The organism is Streptomyces sp. NPDC030995, from assembly GCF_055571215.1.
Genome location: NZ_JBVIFS010000002.1, coordinates 471,222 through 486,895, shown reverse-complemented (window position 1 = coordinate 486,895; position 15,674 = coordinate 471,222). Strand labels below are relative to the sequence as shown.

19 protein-coding genes are annotated in these 15,674 nt (G+C 68.3%); all 19 read right to left on the bottom strand.

Features of this window, described 5'->3' with window-relative positions; genetic code table 11:
- Positions 1-2 precede the first annotated feature (2 nt).
- A complete protein-coding gene (locus ACZ45T_RS05770) occupies positions 3-356 on the bottom strand; it encodes a hypothetical protein (protein ID WP_406738595.1) in 354 nt (117 codons plus the stop codon).
- 11 nt (positions 357-367) lie between these two features.
- Positions 368-793 carry a hypothetical protein gene (locus ACZ45T_RS05765; protein WP_468437820.1) on the bottom strand — a complete coding sequence of 142 codons (426 nt, stop codon included), beginning with the start codon at positions 791-793 and terminating at the stop codon, positions 368-370.
- Positions 790-2,277 (bottom strand): DNA cytosine methyltransferase, encoded by a 1,488-nt coding sequence (locus ACZ45T_RS05760; RefSeq protein WP_468437818.1) that lies wholly within the window; start codon positions 2,275-2,277, stop codon positions 790-792. Before ACZ45T_RS05760 ends, ACZ45T_RS05765 begins: the two co-directional genes overlap by 4 nt.
- 73 nt (positions 2,278-2,350) lie before the next feature.
- Positions 2,351-2,836, bottom strand: coding sequence for a hypothetical protein (locus tag ACZ45T_RS05755; RefSeq protein WP_468437816.1), 486 nt, complete (start codon positions 2,834-2,836; stop codon positions 2,351-2,353).
- 53 nt (positions 2,837-2,889) lie between these two features.
- Complete coding sequence (locus ACZ45T_RS05750; RefSeq protein WP_468437814.1) at positions 2,890-3,309, bottom strand: hypothetical protein; 420 nt, start codon at positions 3,307-3,309, stop codon at positions 2,890-2,892.
- Positions 3,310-3,365: 56 nt separating this feature from the next.
- Positions 3,366-3,512: a hypothetical protein gene (locus ACZ45T_RS05745; protein ID WP_328925551.1), complete on the bottom strand. Its 147-nt coding sequence runs from the start codon at positions 3,510-3,512 to the stop codon at positions 3,366-3,368.
- Positions 3,509-3,703, bottom strand: a complete 195-nt coding sequence (locus tag ACZ45T_RS05740) for a hypothetical protein (protein ID WP_468437812.1) — start codon at positions 3,701-3,703, stop codon at positions 3,509-3,511. The genes ACZ45T_RS05745 and ACZ45T_RS05740 overlap by 4 nt, the downstream gene beginning before the upstream one ends.
- Positions 3,704-3,714: 11 nt before the next feature.
- Positions 3,715-4,365 carry a hypothetical protein gene (locus ACZ45T_RS05735; RefSeq protein ID WP_468437810.1) on the bottom strand — a complete coding sequence of 217 codons (651 nt, stop codon included), beginning with the start codon at positions 4,363-4,365 and terminating at the stop codon, positions 3,715-3,717.
- Between the two features lie 62 nt (positions 4,366-4,427).
- Complete coding sequence (locus ACZ45T_RS05730) at positions 4,428-5,471, bottom strand: hypothetical protein (protein ID WP_468437808.1); 1,044 nt, start codon at positions 5,469-5,471, stop codon at positions 4,428-4,430.
- Between the two features lie 93 nt (positions 5,472-5,564).
- Positions 5,565-6,701 carry a PD-(D/E)XK nuclease family protein gene (locus tag ACZ45T_RS05725; RefSeq protein ID WP_468437806.1) on the bottom strand — a complete coding sequence of 379 codons (1,137 nt, stop codon included), beginning with the start codon at positions 6,699-6,701 and terminating at the stop codon, positions 5,565-5,567.
- Positions 6,701-7,801 (bottom strand): AAA family ATPase, encoded by a 1,101-nt coding sequence (locus tag ACZ45T_RS05720; RefSeq protein WP_468437804.1) that lies wholly within the window; start codon positions 7,799-7,801, stop codon positions 6,701-6,703. Before ACZ45T_RS05720 ends, ACZ45T_RS05725 begins: the two co-directional genes overlap by 1 nt.
- Before the next feature lie 24 nt (positions 7,802-7,825).
- Complete coding sequence (locus ACZ45T_RS05715) at positions 7,826-8,176, bottom strand: hypothetical protein (RefSeq protein ID WP_327413849.1); 351 nt, start codon at positions 8,174-8,176, stop codon at positions 7,826-7,828.
- Between the two features lie 222 nt (positions 8,177-8,398).
- A complete protein-coding gene (locus tag ACZ45T_RS05710) occupies positions 8,399-8,980 on the bottom strand; it encodes a hypothetical protein (protein WP_468437801.1) in 582 nt (193 codons plus the stop codon).
- 152 nt (positions 8,981-9,132) lie between these two features.
- Positions 9,133-9,384, bottom strand: a complete 252-nt coding sequence (locus ACZ45T_RS05705; protein WP_406050964.1) for a hypothetical protein — start codon at positions 9,382-9,384, stop codon at positions 9,133-9,135.
- Between the two features lie 25 nt (positions 9,385-9,409).
- A complete protein-coding gene (locus tag ACZ45T_RS05700) occupies positions 9,410-10,285 on the bottom strand; it encodes a peptidoglycan-binding protein (RefSeq protein ID WP_468437799.1) in 876 nt (291 codons plus the stop codon).
- Positions 10,286-10,322: 37 nt separating this feature from the next.
- Positions 10,323-10,643 carry a hypothetical protein gene (locus ACZ45T_RS05695; RefSeq protein WP_406050960.1) on the bottom strand — a complete coding sequence of 107 codons (321 nt, stop codon included), beginning with the start codon at positions 10,641-10,643 and terminating at the stop codon, positions 10,323-10,325.
- Between the two features lie 64 nt (positions 10,644-10,707).
- Entirely contained in the window at positions 10,708-13,644 is a 2,937-nt protein-coding gene (locus tag ACZ45T_RS05690; protein WP_468437797.1) for a hypothetical protein, read from the bottom strand.
- A complete protein-coding gene (locus ACZ45T_RS05685) occupies positions 13,641-14,747 on the bottom strand; it encodes a hypothetical protein (RefSeq protein WP_406050957.1) in 1,107 nt (368 codons plus the stop codon). Before ACZ45T_RS05685 ends, ACZ45T_RS05690 begins: the two co-directional genes overlap by 4 nt.
- Entirely contained in the window at positions 14,744-15,670 is a 927-nt protein-coding gene (locus tag ACZ45T_RS05680; protein WP_468437794.1) for a hypothetical protein, read from the bottom strand. Before ACZ45T_RS05680 ends, ACZ45T_RS05685 begins: the two co-directional genes overlap by 4 nt.
- Positions 15,671-15,674: the final 4 nt, after the last annotated feature.

Genomic DNA, 15,674 nt, shown 5'->3' with positions numbered 1-15,674 from the left:
GGTCAGGCGGCGTCAGCAGTAACGGCTGCTGCTGCGGTGTCGTCCTGGTGGGCGACGGCCTCGATGACGACGCCGGCGTATGTGCCGTAGGTGCGCCGGACGATCGCGTTGGGGTACGCGTTGGAGGGCCTGGTGTGGGAGTCGGGGTTCTCACTGCCTATGAGGGCCGCCCACCGCTCGTAGGTGCCAGTGGAGGGCCTGTCGAAGTAGAGCTGAACGCCGATCCGGTGGGCGTCGGTGTCGTCGTAGACGGGGCCGAGGTCGATCCGGGGGACGGGCAGGTCGGGGTTGGCCTGGGCGATCAGGGCTATGGCGGCCACGGGGGCGAGGAGATCGCGCATGGTGAGGTCGGTCATGGTGGCTCCTGTCAGGATGCTTCGTCGAGGACGAGGGCGAGCTGCTCGTGGCGGTTGAGGTGGTTGTCGCACTTGGTGCACATGCGTTCGGCGGCACGTCGGTGGGCGCGCACCCCCTGCTTGCTCCCGCAGGACTGGCGGTTGACGGGCGGCAGGAGCTCGCTGTCGTCGGCTCCGTCGACCGCGGCGAGGATGGTTCCGTCGTTCCAGATGCGGCCCCCGCAAACGCCGTCGAACGCGGCCTTGGCCGGGTTGACCTGGCGGATGCAGGCGGCGCGGAACGGGCAGCGGCCGCAGACGTACAGGATCGGGTCGCAGATGTCGCGGAGGCCGCTGATGTCCGTCCAGCGGTCTGCGGCGGGCGAGAAGTCGTCGTCGCCGAAGCAGGGGGCGTGGTCGGTCACGTGGGTGTCGGTGGTCTGCCGGGGTCCGGTCACAGGACGGCCTCCAGTTGCTGGCCCAGCCACTTCGCGACGTTCACCGAGACCGCGTTCCCGGCCTGCATGGTCTGTTCGGCCTGGTTGCCGTAGATGACGGTCTTCTCAGGGAATCGCTGGCCGAGGAGCTGCTCGCGGGGGTTCAACATGCGGAAGTAGCAGTCCTCGACGGCGGGTGCGGTGCGCACGAGGCCGGCGGAGTCGCGGGTGGCGAGGGTGTGGATCGGTTCGGCCGCGGTCTTTACGGCGGCCTTCCGGTAGGGGATGACGAGGGTGTTCCGGGCGATGGCCGGAGCCACGCCGCCGGGCACGACGAGCCCGTGGTGGTTGCCCTGGGCGGTGACGGCCGCCAGAGGGTCGGTGACGCGGGACGCCGTGGCGTTGTTGCGGTACTCGATGATGAACGGGTCCACGGTGACGAGGGCCTCGCTCTCCCTGGTGAGGCGGGTACGCAGGGGGACGTCCACGGACGCGGCGTCGGTGTTCCAGGACCCGCCGGTGGGAACGAGGAGGGCGTCGCCCTGCTTGACGGTGCGCGTCGGCAGCGGCTGGCGGCCAACGGCGAACGCCCGATCGCCTCCGTCTTTGCCGTGGGCGAGGTTGATGGCGCTCGGCTCGTAGGGGAACTTGGTCAGGCCAGCGCGGATCCTGGCCATGGTCGTCTCCACCAGCGGCCTGCGGCGGTCGCCGATGCGGGTTCCGAGGTCGCCCCAGTTGATGATGTCGCTGGCTGGCCGGACGTACGGCTCGACCATGGCGTGGTGGCAGGCCGTGTTGGGGCAGCGATAGATGTAGTCGCGCCGGTACTTGCCGATGCGCTGGTTCTGGTTGTTCCACGACTGGCGAGCGTGCACGTCCTCGCCGCAGTCCATGCAGTAGGCAAGGGGGCGGGGCTCGACGTCCGGCGCACGCATGGTCTTGAGGGTGAAGACCACGTACATGCGGTCCCGCCATTGCGGGGCGCGCAGATTCGTTTCGTCTCCGACGTGGGCACTGGAGACGGAGACGATCTGTGCGCGGTAGCCGAGCTTGTCCATGGCGTCGATCCACACCCAGAAGAGGATCCAGTCCAGCCCGAACTCGACGACGTTCTCCACGATGACGGCCTTGAACTTCTTGGCCTCGGCGGCGCGGACGACGCACCAGGCGGTAGCCCGGGTCCGTTCGAAGGCGTCCTTGGGCAGGGAGTTCCAGCCTTCGAGGCCGTCGAGCATGTCGAGCTGTTCGGATTCGCGGCGGCGGCCGCCGGCGGGGCTGATCTCGGTGCAGATGACGGACGCCCACAGCACGTCTGCGCGCGGCAGGTACTTCATGGGGAAGCCGGTGATGTCGATGCAGGCGTGGTCGGCCTTGGGGTGGTTGGCGGCATGGCTGTCGATGGCGAGCTGCCAGTGGTTGACGCCGAGGACGAGCTCGTACCCGGCTTCGGTGAGGCCGGTGCTGCTGCCGCCAGCGCCGCACAGAAGATCTATGACGCGGTTCACGGTTGTGGTGCTCCAAGAGGTCTTTGGGGGCCCCGCCCCGGTTCGGACCGGGGCGGGGCGGGTGATGCGGCGGTCAGAGGGTGCGCAGTCCGCCGGCGGTCTGGGCGGCGCGGAGGAAGGCGATGAACCGTGACCAGGTCTGGTCGCCGAAGGGCAGTTCGGCGCAGTCGTAGCGGGGGTGTGCCTCGTATCGGGCGAGGGCGGCGGCGATCTCGTCCGGTGTGGTCCAGAACGCGTCGCAGAAGCGGAGCTTGTACGCGGGGATGCCTTCGGGCTGGTCGTCAGCTGCTTCCCGGACGCCCTGGTACGCCGCGACGAACGCGGCCTTCGCCTTCTGCTGCTCCTCGGTGAGGTCGGCCGTGTCCGAGAGGTGCGCCAGCTGGAGGCCGTACGCCTCCAGGGTCGGCCACTGCGGCCGGTCCTTCTCGACCGTCATGCCGAAGTGGGCCATGGTGTCGAGAACGCTGGCGCCTTGGAGGGCGGACAGGTTGAGGTTGTCGCGGGGGCCGGTCCCCCTGATGGCCCGGTCTTTGCCCACGATGTAGAAGTCGTAGCCCATGTTCTGTCTCCAAGAGGTCTGGGGCCCGGCCGCCGCGGCGGCCGGGCGGGGTGTCAGAGCGCGGCGGCGCGGGTCAGGTCGAGGCGATAGCGGACCGTGTGACCGTTCTTGCCGAGGACTTCGCACAGCGGGGCCCACGTGTCGCGGTTCTCCTCGCCGAGGCCCAGGGCCCATCCGTCGAGGTCGTAGGTGTCCTCGGTGCCCGTGAACTCGCGGCGGCTGCCGTCGCCGGTCCAGTAGAAGCCGCTCGCCTTGACGCCTCCGCGGGTGAAGTGGAGCTCCAGGGCGGAGGCGTCAAAGTCGGCGTCGTGGTCGTGGTCGGTGAGGATGTCGCGCACTGTGGCCGCGAGCAGCAGGCACATGGAGCGGGCTACGTCTCCGCTCGCCGCACCTGGTGCCTCGGCACGGTCGAGTGCCTGCGCGAGGTGCAGGCCGTCGGGGAGCTGGTAGCTCTGCCCGGTGTTCTGGGTCATCAGGGTCTCCAAGAGGTATGGGGGCCCGGCCGCCGTTGTGGCGGCCGGGCGGGGTGCTACTTGTGAGCGGCGTGCATGCGGTGCTGTCCGCCGCAGGTCATGCAGCGCGGGGCCCTCATGCGGGCCTCGTATCGCAGCTCCTGCGCGACGATCACGGCGAGCCCGGCAGCGATGCCGCAGGCGAAGGCGAGAAGCCAGGTCACGACTGCCTCCCGTCGCGGACGTCGCACGGGCCGAGGAGCTGAGCCATCGCGACCAACACGCCCTGTGCGTCACCGGTCCGGCGCGCGTTCTCGAGAGCGGCCTCAACCCGTTCGCGCTGCTCCGGGGTCTGCGGGTGCGCGAAGAGGTGGTTGCAGGAGGGCTCGGGACTCTGAGTCTGGGACTCGGTCATGTCGCCCTCTCCTATTCCGGGGTCTGGCCGATGAGGGCGACGGCGACCGTGACGACGCCTCCGTCACCGGCCCAGACCGAGAGCGGCCAGTCGTTGCCGCCCTGCTGGTGAAGGCACCGCCAGCCCATGGAGCGGAGCTCGGCGACCTCCCGCCCGTACCGGGCGATCGCGCCCTCGGGCTTGGGGAAGAAGTCGGTGATGGGCTCGACGGTCGAGTGGTCGTTCCTGAGGCCGGTGAGGCTGAACGCCTTGAGGGGCTTGAAGCGGACCCCGAGGGCGCGCTGCTTGACGAAGGTGGCGATCGCCTCGAACAGCGGCAGGTGCTGATTGCCGTGGTCGGCCTGCGCTCCGATCTCGGTGGAGTCGTAGACGATCTCCTGGATCGTCGCGACGTCGTCCTTGATGCGCTGGACGTGCCACCCCTCCACCTCGGCGGGGTCGGCGGGCAGCTGGTGCTCGGAGGTGATGAGCAGGTAGGAGCCGTCGTTCAGTTCGGCGGTGATGCCGTACATCCCGCCACCCAGCTCGACGTCGGTGACGAGCCCCATGCGGCGGAGCGGGGTGATGACCGGCTCGTAGGCCGACCACATGGCCTGCCACACCCGGTCGTCGGTGTTGCCGTGGTCGGGCAACGGGGCGAGCTGGGAAGCCTCGCTGTTCATGATCTCTCCAAGAGGTCGTTGTGGCCAACAGTACAGAGTTGGGATCTATCTTTGAAGGCGATTCAGGGCGCCTTCGTAGAACCGAACCCCTCCCCTGCTTCTTCTATTTTATAGGCATTCGTGGGGGTGTCCACATTCCTGCGGGACTTTCGCCCCTGGGACGGAACTTCTTCCCGGGCCGCGTCCTTCCAGTTCCGGAGCGCGCTCCTGGCAGCACTCCGCGCCTCCAGCACCGTGCCGGCGCCGAGGTCGGCGCGACGCCGACGCTCGTCCGCGTCCCGGTGCCACTGGTCCCAGTGGTCATCGTTGGCCCGCCGCTCGGCGTCGCGCTCCCGGGCTTGCTGCCGTTTGCGTTCCGCGCGCGGGTTCGTGCCACAAGCGCGGCAGGAGGAAGCGGGGTTGCCCGCGTGCTTGGAGCATCCCGACTTCTGTGGCGCAGCCTGCTGGTCGGTGGTGCCAACGTCGCCGAAAGGCTCCCCTGCGGCGACAGCCGCGGGGGTAGGGGGGAAAGGAAGAACAGAGGAAGAACCAAGGAAGGAAGGGGTTCCACCGGTGGAACCGACAGGGTTCCCCGCTTGGAACTCCCCGGGTTCCACCGGTGGAACCTGACCCTCGCCTCCCTCAGGGTTCCCCTCGTGGAACCCAGCCTGTGGAGGCTTCTCCTGCGGGGCCTGCGCCTTGTCTTTCACGCGGTCCTCGACGTCCTGGGCGGTCATCGCCGGCTTGGCCGGAGCCGCCCGTTTGACGCCCGTCCGCGCCTTGGCGGGGTTCTTCGGGGCGGCCCGCTGGGTCTCCAGGCGTGCCTTGAGGTCGGCGGTGCTGGGGATCGGGGGGATGCCGTTCGGGAAGACGCGGTAGACCGCAGCCCGCCCAGCCTTGCCCGTCTGGACACGCTCCACGAGGCCCTTGGCGACAAGCTCGGTTACCAGGGTGATGGCCCGCTTCTCGTTGACGCCGACCCACGCGGCCAGCCGCGCCAGGCCCGGACGGGACAGACGGGTCTCGTCGTCGGCGGAGTCGGCGAGCTTCTGCAGCGCGAGCTTCTGACTCTGGGTGATCACTTCCTTCGGCAGGTAGCTGGCAACGACCATCAGGTGGATTGACACGGGGCCCCTCGGAGGCGGTGTTTCTGGCAGGACGGGGGGCCCCGCCACCGCGGCAGTCGCGGTGGCGGGGCTGGAAGGCGGGCGGGGCCTGGACTACCGCTGAACGGCGGTGACCCGGATGGCGCGCGTTGTCTTCTTCGCGGCCGTCCTCATGGGGATCGCGACCCCGGCTTCCTTCATCACGGTCTCCATGCGCTGGAAGTCGGCGCCGGTCTTCTCGGGTATCGGTACGCCGAGGGTGTCGAAGGTGTCGATCATGGCCTCGCGATCGACTTCCTGGACCGGGTTGCCTCCGGTCCATCTCAGCTGGTTCGGGCCGTAGATGCCCGCCGGTGAGTCGTCGAGCTTCGCGCGGGCTTTCTTCTTGATCCGCTGGCCTTCGGCCTCCATCTCGTGTCCGCGTACGTATTCGGACAGAGCCGTCTCGCGGTCCGCGTCGTCGTGGACGAGTACCGTTTGCACGGCGGCTCCAGGGGTCTTGGGCTCTCCCCAGCAGGGCGTGCGGAAGGGGCAGTTGTCGCAGATGGGGTCCAGCCCCGGCCCGTCGAACGACCGGGTGGCTTCCTCGGGGTTCGCGTACTCCATGACGCGCTGCACCCACCACCGTGCGCGGGTGGCTTCGGCCTTGTCGAAGGGGAACTCCTGGACGTACTCGGCCCCGTTGTCCCGGTTGACGAAGCGGAACCGGATGCGGCCGACGTCGATCGGGCCGAGCCTGGCCATCGGCCTCTGCCCGTGGATGTCCAACCAGCCCACCGTGCGCAGGAGGTCGGCGTACAGGTACGCCTGGCGGATCTCGGCTCCGGTGGCGCCGTACCGGAGCACCCGGTCCCACAGGAAGGTGCTCTTCGTCTTGATGTCCTCGACGGTGACCACGTCGGCCGGCGTCGTCGGCCGCAGGCGCTTGGGAAGTCGCGCGGCGGTGGCCGCGTCGAGGTGGACGGCGTCGACGTGGCCACGGATGCTGTCGTCGGCCACCGCCGTCTCCACCAGCCAGCCGTACTCCGTACGGGCCGATCCGAGGAGTCCCTCGTGGAGGTAGGTACCCAGGATCGCGGCTCGCTTGTCGGAGGTGTCCGTACGTTCGACGCCCGACAGGATGTAGGCGGCTCGGCGCTCACATACGGTGTCGGAAGCTCCCAGCTGACGCTGTTGCGATCGGGGGCGCCGCGCGTCCTGGATGTGCGCTGCGGGCCACAGAGACGGGCTGCTCACAGGCTGGGCGGTCATCAGGCCGCCTGCCCTTCGGACGCGCCGTCGACGCTCTTGGCGCGCTCGGCGGCTGCGCGCAGCTTTGTGGCGACGTCGTCGCCTAGCGCCTGGTCCATGTCGTCGCGGGGGTTCTCGATCTGCACCAGTCGGTCGCTGATGGCCGCCTGTATGGTCGATGCCTCCTGCCTGGTGAGGCCCGAGGTGTCCGGCCGCGTCTCGCGCCACAGCTCGGCAAGGGCTTCCTTCGCCGAGGTCTCCTCCACGCGCTTGAGCCACGGCGCCAGCCTGTCGCCGGCGAGCACGGGCATGACGCGCGGTTGGGACTTCGCGGAGCAGCCCAGCCGGTTGAAGACCAAGTCCTCGATGGAGAAGTCAGGCAGCCGCAGCGGGCGGCGCTTTTCGACTCGGAGGCGAAGTGACCTCGCCTTGATGATGTGCGGGTCTTCGTCGCGCTTCATGCGCACCCACACGGTGGAGTCGAATCCGAGGTCCTTGTGGCCGGAGACCTTCCATTCCTTACGGCCCGAGATGGGGTTGCCGTTGTCGTCTACGGCAGAGACTTCCTTGCCGCGAGCAAGCACGATCGCGATACCGGGCAGGGTCTGGAGGAGGTGCATGACCCGCCCCCAGCGGTCCACGGCGTCGTTCCACAAGTTCATGGGGATGTCGATGCCGGCGTCGGGGTCCGAGGCAAGCACGACCTTGTTCTTCCGCGTCCGCCTGGCCCTCTCCTGGGTCCAGTTGGTGAGCATGCGCCACAGCGCGGATCCGGAGTCGATGACGAGGACCACGGGCGGCTCACCAGCTCCGGCCGCACGGCAAGCCTCTGCGTGGACGGCCTCTACCTGCTCCAGGATGTCGCGGTAGCTGCCGTCATGGTCGATGACCAAGTAGTCGGCGCCGTCGATGGCGGCGTACTCGTCGGCGGACCCTTCGGACAGGTCAATCCAGTAGGTCTGCCCGGTGAGCGGGGAGGCCGAGAACTTGGCGGCGGAGTAGGACTTGCCGCTCCCTTCCTCGCCCTCGATGAGGACGAGAGGGTATGGGACCTGGCCGGTCGGCTTGCGGGTCTTGAGCGTGGGGGACGCCGGTCGTGCCGGCGCCTGCTGCTGGGACACGTCTCTCCAAGAGGTCGTGGTGGGTTAGGCAGCGCGCAGCGCGCGGGTCTCGAAGAGGTCCGCCCAGTCGGGGCGGGCGCCGATGAGCTCGCGCACGTAGCGGCTGCGGAAGTCGTTGTTCAGCCGGAACTCATCGCCTCGCGTCGCTTCGCCGTAGCGGTAGCGGAGGAGTTCGAAGAGCATTCCGATGCCGATGCGCTGGAATCCCTTGCCGATCGCGTCTTGGACGAGGTTCTCCAGGTGACGCATCACCCAGGGGTTCAAGGCGTGGAATGCCTCGAATCGCTGCTGGATGGTGAGATCGCGGACGGATTCCGGGAGGCGCACGGGCTGGATGTCGTCCAGGCCGAACAGGGTGGGCTGCTCAAGCGACATGATCCCCCCACGGGATGTTGACCAACGGTTCAGTGTTGGAATCTATCTTTCGATGTGGGGTCATGTCGATCTCGAACAGCTTCGACAGGTTCCGGCGGGTCTCGCATGCACACCTCCATGGCGGTCGTTTTGCGACTCACGCCACCGCTCGAACGCGGCAACATGCCTCTATTCTATATGCAATTGGGGGTGGAAACAAGAATCGATCGACTCAAATGGTGGTTATTCGGCGTCCTTTGCGGCTCCCGGTCCGCGGGGGATGATCCTCGATCCGTGGCCGTCGTACGTGCCCGCGAGGAGCGCGTCACGGACGTTCTCGTTGATCGTCCACCCGCCGCCGCGGGCGCTCGCCTTGAGCGCCGGCGCGTCCTCGAGGAGGGGTTCGAGGAGCCAGATCGGCGATCCGGAGAGGGTGTAGTCCGCCGGGCGGAGCCGCCCCGTCTTCGCCGCATTGCGGACCCCCGCACTGTCGGACAGCCCGAACAGCACCGCGATCTCAGACTGCCCCACCAGCGCAGGGAGGTCTTCGACGCGCGACTCCCAGTACCCCGGCTGCTGCTCCCCCACCAGGTGCTTGAGCACGGCTTCGTCCAGCCGCTTCGGCCGGGGGGTCGTCGTGCCGTACCGCTTCGCGAAGTCGAGCAGCCAGTACGGCGAGCCAGAGATGATCCGTGCGTACTCGTAGTCGAGCCGCTTGTCGCGGCTGATCCACTGGCTGACCTGAAGCGGGCGCACTCCGTAGAGCGCCGCGAACTCCTTGACACCCACCAGGTACGGCTTGCCGTCCTTCGCCTGACGAACCACTGCTGCTCCTCACCCGCGCCGACTGTGCATATAGATTGTATCCACGGTGTCGGGGGGTCCGGGTGCGGCGGTCAGCTTGGTATGGTGGTGGTTCCAAGAGGTCGAGGGCCCCCGCCGTGAGGCGGGGGCCCTCTTCCATTTCCGAAGGTGGATCAGGCGGCCGGCGTCGGCCTCGGCCTGTCGTACTTCGGCGGCCGCGCGTATCCCAGCAGCCAGCCGAACCGCGGAGAGACGTGCTCCTCGGCGAGACGGAACAGGGTGTAGTAGGCGACGATGACGGCCGGGGTCAGGACCCCGGTGACCGCATCGGCGGGCAGGTCCAGGCCGACCTTCAGCGCCAGGGCTACGAGCCAGCCGACGGCCGCCGGAATACCGGTGCGGACCAGGGATGCGTACAGGTTCAAGGCTGCTCCTCGAAGTCGGGGTTGGTCAGGCGAAGAGGCGTCGCCAGGTCTCGGGGCCGGGGAAGCCGTCGGCGTCGTCGCCGCTCCACCCCTGCGCCCGCTGGAAGGCGGCGGTGTTGAGCCGGTCGGCCTCGCCCCACTCGGGACTCGGGCCGACGCGGTAGTGCGAGCCGAAGCCGCGCTTCACGAGCTGCTGGCCCAGGCGCAGGATGTGCTCGTTGGACTTCCCCGGGCCGAACGCGTTGCGGCCGGGGAACGCCGGGGCTCCACCCCCCTGCGGGGGCTTGGTGCCGGTGGGCGGCTTGCTTCCAGAGTCGGCCAGGATCTCCGACACTCGGGCACGGAAGTCATCCATATCGAACGTGGGGTCGATCTTGCCGGGCTGCCACTCCTTGTGGGCGATCACAGACTGCGCCGACCACCCGTGTGCGCGGCAGAGCGCGGCAGCCCACTGGGCCGCTGCCTCGACCTGCTCCGGCGGCCACGGGTCCTCGCCGTCGCCGAGGTTGACCAGCTCGGCTCCGTAGAAGTGCGTGTTGCCGTCGGTGTCGGCCCTGGTGTCGCCGGGCAGTGCCGCCTCAACCTTGACCGCAGCGAGTACTCGGCCGTCGCCCTTGCCGGCGTGGTTGGTCCGCCCGTGACCAACCAGGTGGACCACACCCGCCTTGTCGATCACGGAGTGGCACAGGGGCCCCGGCAGGTCACTGTGCCCGTCGTAGCAGAGCGCCACAGAGTACGCGGTGCCACGCGTCACGGTGTGGTGGATCATCACCCCGTGAACGGGGCCCCAGGGGCCCTTGTGATTGCGGTTGTGACTCCGCCAGGAGCCGACCTCTTCGACCGTGAGACCGGCCTCGTCGAGAACAGCCAGAACTCGGTCCGCTGTGAGCGGTGTTGCCATCGGGCGCTTTCCAGACTCCCCCGCGCCGGGATGGGTCCTACAGGTTGAGCTTCGCCAGCACCACGGCGACCAAGACGGCGACGATGACCGGCGCGAGGAGCGCGGATACGGCCAGGCGCCGGTTGGTCCGGGCGTCGCTTTCTTCGCGCTCCCGCTGCTCGCGGAGCTCGTCCAGGTCTCCTTCGAGAGTGCCGATCCGCTGGCTCAGGGCTCGCTGATCGGCGGCATAGACGTCCTTGGTGACCATCTGTTCCATCCGACTGGCCAGGGCGGCGAAGTCGGCACGCAGATCGTCACGCAACTGCTGAACTGCGCGCAGCAGCTCCCAGGGCGTGGGATCTTGGTTCGGGCCGTTCACAGGGCTCCCCAGTCGGTCGGCCCCACGCCGCTGATCATTCTACGGCCGCCCGCGATCGTGCCGATTACTTCACGTAGGTGACCTTCAGCTGTGGTGGATGGGCCTCGCCCACTCCCTCGGCCCGCCCGTAGTAATCCAAGGAGCTGTTCGCCGGGTCGAGTGCCACTCCCCTCCAACTGGTCGAGTCGAAGATCCCGGTGATGTCGATCCACTTGCCGACGTTTTTGCCCCAGTCGATCGTCCGCGAGTCACCATCACAGCTGAAGGTCCCCGGCCTCGACCCGTGACCATGCGCCTTGATCACGGCCTTTCCGCCGGCGTTGTAATACCAGTGGGCGTAGTACAGGTACAGCTCGACCGACTGAATCGAGGCTCCCTCCAGATCCGATGCCAAGGACGACGGGAATCCGATCAGGGCAGCCTGCACCCCGTTGTTGCTGGAGTAGTACCCCTGAATGCACTGGGAGCCGTAGTACGAGTTGTACGCGCCCCGGTTGGCGTAACTGCCCGACCATGCAGCGGTGTAGGTCCGCTCGTACTGCTGCTTGGGAGGGGTGGTCACGCCACCACCGGTGTTGTAAACGCCCGTGTCAGGGAGCGCCGGCCCTATGTCCTCCACGTACATGTGGGCTGGCTGCTCGCTCTTACCGAACAGCGTCACGGTGGTTCCGCCCGGCGCCCACTGGGCGTGGAACGTCGACAGAAGCCGATGAAGGCCGCCCCCGAGGCTCGCTCCGGACCTGATCAGCTCGACCCGGACCGACCGCCAAGTCAGGCCAGCGATCGGGAAAACACGATTCTGAATGATGGGACTGCTGACGGTGGGAGTGGATGCACCGCCGTCGCGGAGGGTTACGTGGACCTCTCCCGTCTCGGCTGACGCGGTCACATAGCAATCCACGACGATGCGGTACATCCGGGTCACGTCTGACTGGAAGGCCAGCTCGACAAACCCCATCTCGTTGGCGCTGCCGGTGACCGCGCTGTACTGGCGACTGATGGCGACCAGACCGCGGGGAGACTCCGCGAGACGCGAATCAAGTCGCATGCCGCCAACGGTGAGTCCGCCAGCGACGGACACGTCGTTGAAGCCCGCGTTACCCTTTTCGTCGATCGTCGCGACCGCGCCGCCGTTGGTGCCCGACAGCGTGAGGAAGTTGGCCCTGCCTGTGACCAGGCTGACGCGCTCGTCGCCTTCCTCGTCGAAGAGGACGAGGCCGGCCGGGGAGATTTCGGCTCGGGTTCCGCTTGGCTGGGAGCCGATCACGATGCGGCAGGTGGAGTTGTCGAAGAGGACCGACCCGGCCTTACTGTCGATAGTTGCCAGCCTGATCCGCCCCAGCACGGTCTGAGCGGGTGCGGCCGTCCCCGGTGCTCCGGACATGGTCTTCCAGCCGGACCCCGCCGCGGCGCTACCGCTTGTGATCGTGCTGTAGGCAAGGACAGTTCCAGCGGCGTCTTCCCAGCGGACGTAGACATTCACCCGGGTCCCGACCCAGTCGGTCGAGAGCTGGTAGTCGGCGGAGAGCCAGACACGCTGGCCAGGCATCGCGGGGAACGTGCCTAGCGTGATGGTCTTGTCGACCGGCGCCGCCGAGGTGCAGTCCACGCGCAGGGCTTTGGGACTGTCTCTGCCCGGAGCGACCACGGTCCAGTCGGTACCGAGGCGACCCGTGGTGATGGCGCCCTCGAAGGAGGGGTCAGCGATCAAGTTGCCGTCCACGCCAATGGCCAGGTGCGCGGCCGTGAGGGCGCCGGCTGCGATGTGACGGGCGACGAGGGTGTTGGTCGCTATCTCGGCTCCGGTGATCGACAGGGCTTTGACTTCGCGCGCGGTGAGCGTCTTAGCTGCCACTTTGGACGCTACGACGGAACCTGCCGCGAGCTCGGGTGTGCCGATGGAGTCGGCCAGGACCATGCCGGCGCCGATGACCGTGCGGACTTCAATGTTGTCGAAGTCGGCGGTCCCGGCGGTCGCCTCGTGGTTCTTGATCCAGACTGCCGCCTTGACCGCCCCGGTCGGGGCCTGCACCTGGCGGTTGACCCTCGTCCAGGGTCCGCCTGGCGCCGGGGTCACCGCAAGGACGCCGTAGCTCAGGGCGACGCCCTGGGCGTCCTGCCACTCCAGGAAGAGCCGGACCGAGTCACCTGCCCAGTCCGCCGACACTCGGTAGTCGAAGGCAAGGAAGAAGCGGTCACCGGGCGATACGGGTAGTTCCGTGACCATCAGGGCCCTCCCTGTGCTGGGAGGAGGCCCCTTCGGCCCCGCCTGCAGGGCTCGTGCGGAGTTGTTGCCGGTGGTCAGGCTCCATCCGGTCTTGCCGGTGAGGTTCTGGTCGGTATACGGCCCCTCGAAGCCCGGGTCGGGCACGAGGTTGCCCGTTCCGATGCCGAGCTGGGTGTGCCCGACGGCGCCCACCTGGAGGTGCATCCGCCCCACGGCCTCTTCGGCCAGGGCGGTTTCGTCGATGATCCCGTCGAGGACCTCTTGGGCCACCACGACAGCCGGGCCCACCGGGCCTGCCTGCGGCGACGGGTCGGAGGCTGTGCCGGAGGTGGTGCGCGCCATGAGCCGGAAGTACATCGGGTCGGCCGCTGCAACGATGAGCGTGCCGCCCCGCGGGGACTCGATCGTGGCGCGGAGGGTGGCCTCCCCGATGATGAAGCCGTCCGTGGCGCCGATGTGGATCTCTACGCGGGCGAAGTCCAGCGGTGCCGCGACCTCCTCGAGGAAGGTCCCGTCCCAGGTGACCGCGACTCCGCCAAGGACGGAGGACACGTACGGGCGCGAGGGCTGGGGCGGCGGAGGTCCGTTGACGGCGACGACGCCGGAAGTGCCGTCTGCCTGCTGGCCGATGACGGCGCGCAGGGAGCCGCTCTCGTCGTAGACCTCGATCGCGGCGTCCTCAATGGAAGAGTGGCCGAGGCGGCTTGACCGCTGAAGGTTGGCGATCTGGCGTTCAAGGGCAGCCAGGCGGCCGCCGATGTCGATGTTGCTCATGAGCTCGCCTCCCCGTAGTAGAAGGAGTCCGCGCGGCTCAGGAGGACCGTGACGGTTTCGCCGTCCGTTCCTCCGGTCCGTACGCTCCATCCGACGATCCGCATCCAGCTGGCGAAGTCGAGCCACTCGTTGCTGACCTTCGTGAACACGTCGTCCCCGACCTGGAAACTGCCTATCGGGGCGGCGGGGTGATCAGGGCGGATGCTGATCTGCTCGACGGTGCCTCGGAGCTGCCGGCGGGTGCGTTCCGCAGTGGCGCGGCGAGCGAGGACGTCGGTCCCCTTCACGTCCGGCAGGGCGAGAACTGTCTCCATACGCAGGCGGCCGTCGCGGACCGAGTCGACATGCCGACGCTTGGATCGGCCCTCACCGGCGCCGGTCGCGATGACGGTCTGTGCGAACTCGTCGGCGCTGCGCGGGACGGCTGGGCTGTTCAGGATGTTGACCCCGCTGGTGAAGCTGATGTCCGTACGACGTGTGCCCAGGCGGGGATATCCGAGGCGTAGCCGCCGACGGATGCTCCCGTCGGTTCCCCACTGCGTATCGCAGGTGTAGTCCGGGGAGCCCGCGGCGGCAACAAGGTCGTCGACAGCGTCGCCGAGGACCGGCTCCTCCCACCATGCGGATCTCAGCGGATCGGCGGGCGTGCCGACTTTCGCGGTCGACACCGTGGGGTCGACGACGACGCCGAGGTCCCCGTCGGGGAGAGACTGCGCGTACGCCCAGATGTCGCGGATCACCTGGCAGGGGTCCGCGTAGACGTACGGGCCTCGTCCGTCGTACTCACCGTGGATGTCGTGTCGCCGCTGGAGGTAGCTGGACCAGCCGGCGGCTTCGAGGGAGAGCGTGCGGTCTTCCGGCGTGACCTGCCAGAGGACTCCTCCCCATCGCAGATGGCCCTCCCGTTCCACGTACAGCAGCGTGTTGCCCTCGTCGACGATGTCGGGTCGCGAACGCCCGAACCGCGGCGCGAGGGTCGCCGTGAGGGCTCCCGGGCCGTTCAGCTCGGGCCCATACTCGACGTCGGTAAGTGGAAGGTCCGGATCGAGGACTTCGCCGGTGAGTGCGTGCTGTGCGATGTAGCGGTAGCCGGTGCGCGTCACAGCACCCCCTCGACGAACTCCACGTCGAAGACACAGTTGGAGCCGCCATTGACGTCCAGGCCGAAGGTGGAGCCGGGCAGGGGGTTGGTCTGGAGGCTGAGGGTCTGGACGGTTCCGCGCAGGGCCGGGGTGATCTGCGGGGTGTCGCCGAGCATGATGTTCTCGCGGGACCAGCCCGTGACGGCGTCGTCGTCCATGGTGATCTCGGCGCCGAACGTCGCGCCGAACTTGTGGCGCCAGCGTGTGTGCGGGTTCCCGGTGAACCGCACGCCGATCTGGGTGACCAAGTTCGCGGTGACGGCCCAGGACGGGACTTCGACCTGCACGCGCGCCTCGGTGGGCCAGTCGGCCCACTTGTCGACGGCAGTCGGGGACTGGCTGTAGGGGAAGCCGCGGATCATCTGGATCCGGCGCTCCCTGCGGGGGTTGGCGATGCGCCGCAGGTCGGTGATCATCGCTGCCGTGATCGTGCCGGTGTTGGCTGGCAGGTTGATGCGGGCCAGCGGTATCGCGGAGAAGCCCGGGGGCGGGGCGGTTGCTGTTGCAGAGACACCCGGGATCACCTCGAAGGCGACGATCTTGTCCTTCGCCGGGTTGCGGGTGCCTTCGTACTCCGGGTCGAGTACCCGCATCACGACCATGTCCGTGCGTGGGGTGCCGCCGGTGGGGGCGACCGGAACGGATTCGGTGCCGATGTTGTACGCGGTGTAGTGGCCCTGCCAGGGCACTGCTCGTCCACGGATGACGCCGGAGCCGTCGCCAACGAGGACTCCTCCGGCCGGGACGGTCAGCGGCGTGACCTTCAGGTCGCTGCCCTCCGTGACGCCCTCGGCGCCTCGGGCAAGGTCGCGGACCATCATGCGGAAGCTCTGGGCGCTGTGGGTGCCGCCGTTGGTGAGAAGGGGGACGGGGGTGAGGGTCACGGAG

Excerpts from the sequence above, each read along its gene's own strand:
- ACZ45T_RS05770 (WP_406738595.1), bottom strand. The coding sequence starts at position 356 with ATGACCGACCTCACCATGCGCGATCTCCTCGCCCCCGTGGCCGCCATA.
- ACZ45T_RS05750 (WP_468437814.1), bottom strand. The coding sequence starts at position 3,309 with ATGACCCAGAACACCGGGCAGAGCTACCAGCTCCCCGACGGCCTGCAC.
- ACZ45T_RS05725 (WP_468437806.1), bottom strand. The coding sequence starts at position 6,701 with ATGACCGCCCAGCCTGTGAGCAGCCCGTCTCTGTGGCCCGCAGCGCAC.
- ACZ45T_RS05735 (WP_468437810.1), bottom strand. The coding sequence starts at position 4,365 with ATGAACAGCGAGGCTTCCCAGCTCGCCCCGTTGCCCGACCACGGCAAC.
- ACZ45T_RS05700 (WP_468437799.1), bottom strand. The coding sequence starts at position 10,285 with ATGGCAACACCGCTCACAGCGGACCGAGTTCTGGCTGTTCTCGACGAG.
- ACZ45T_RS05715 (WP_327413849.1), bottom strand. The coding sequence starts at position 8,176 with ATGTCGCTTGAGCAGCCCACCCTGTTCGGCCTGGACGACATCCAGCCC.
- ACZ45T_RS05690 (WP_468437797.1), bottom strand. The coding sequence starts at position 13,644 with ATGAGCAACATCGACATCGGCGGCCGCCTGGCTGCCCTTGAACGCCAG.
- ACZ45T_RS05755 (WP_468437816.1), bottom strand. The coding sequence starts at position 2,836 with ATGGGCTACGACTTCTACATCGTGGGCAAAGACCGGGCCATCAGGGGG.
- ACZ45T_RS05740 (WP_468437812.1), bottom strand. The coding sequence starts at position 3,703 with ATGACCGAGTCCCAGACTCAGAGTCCCGAGCCCTCCTGCAACCACCTC.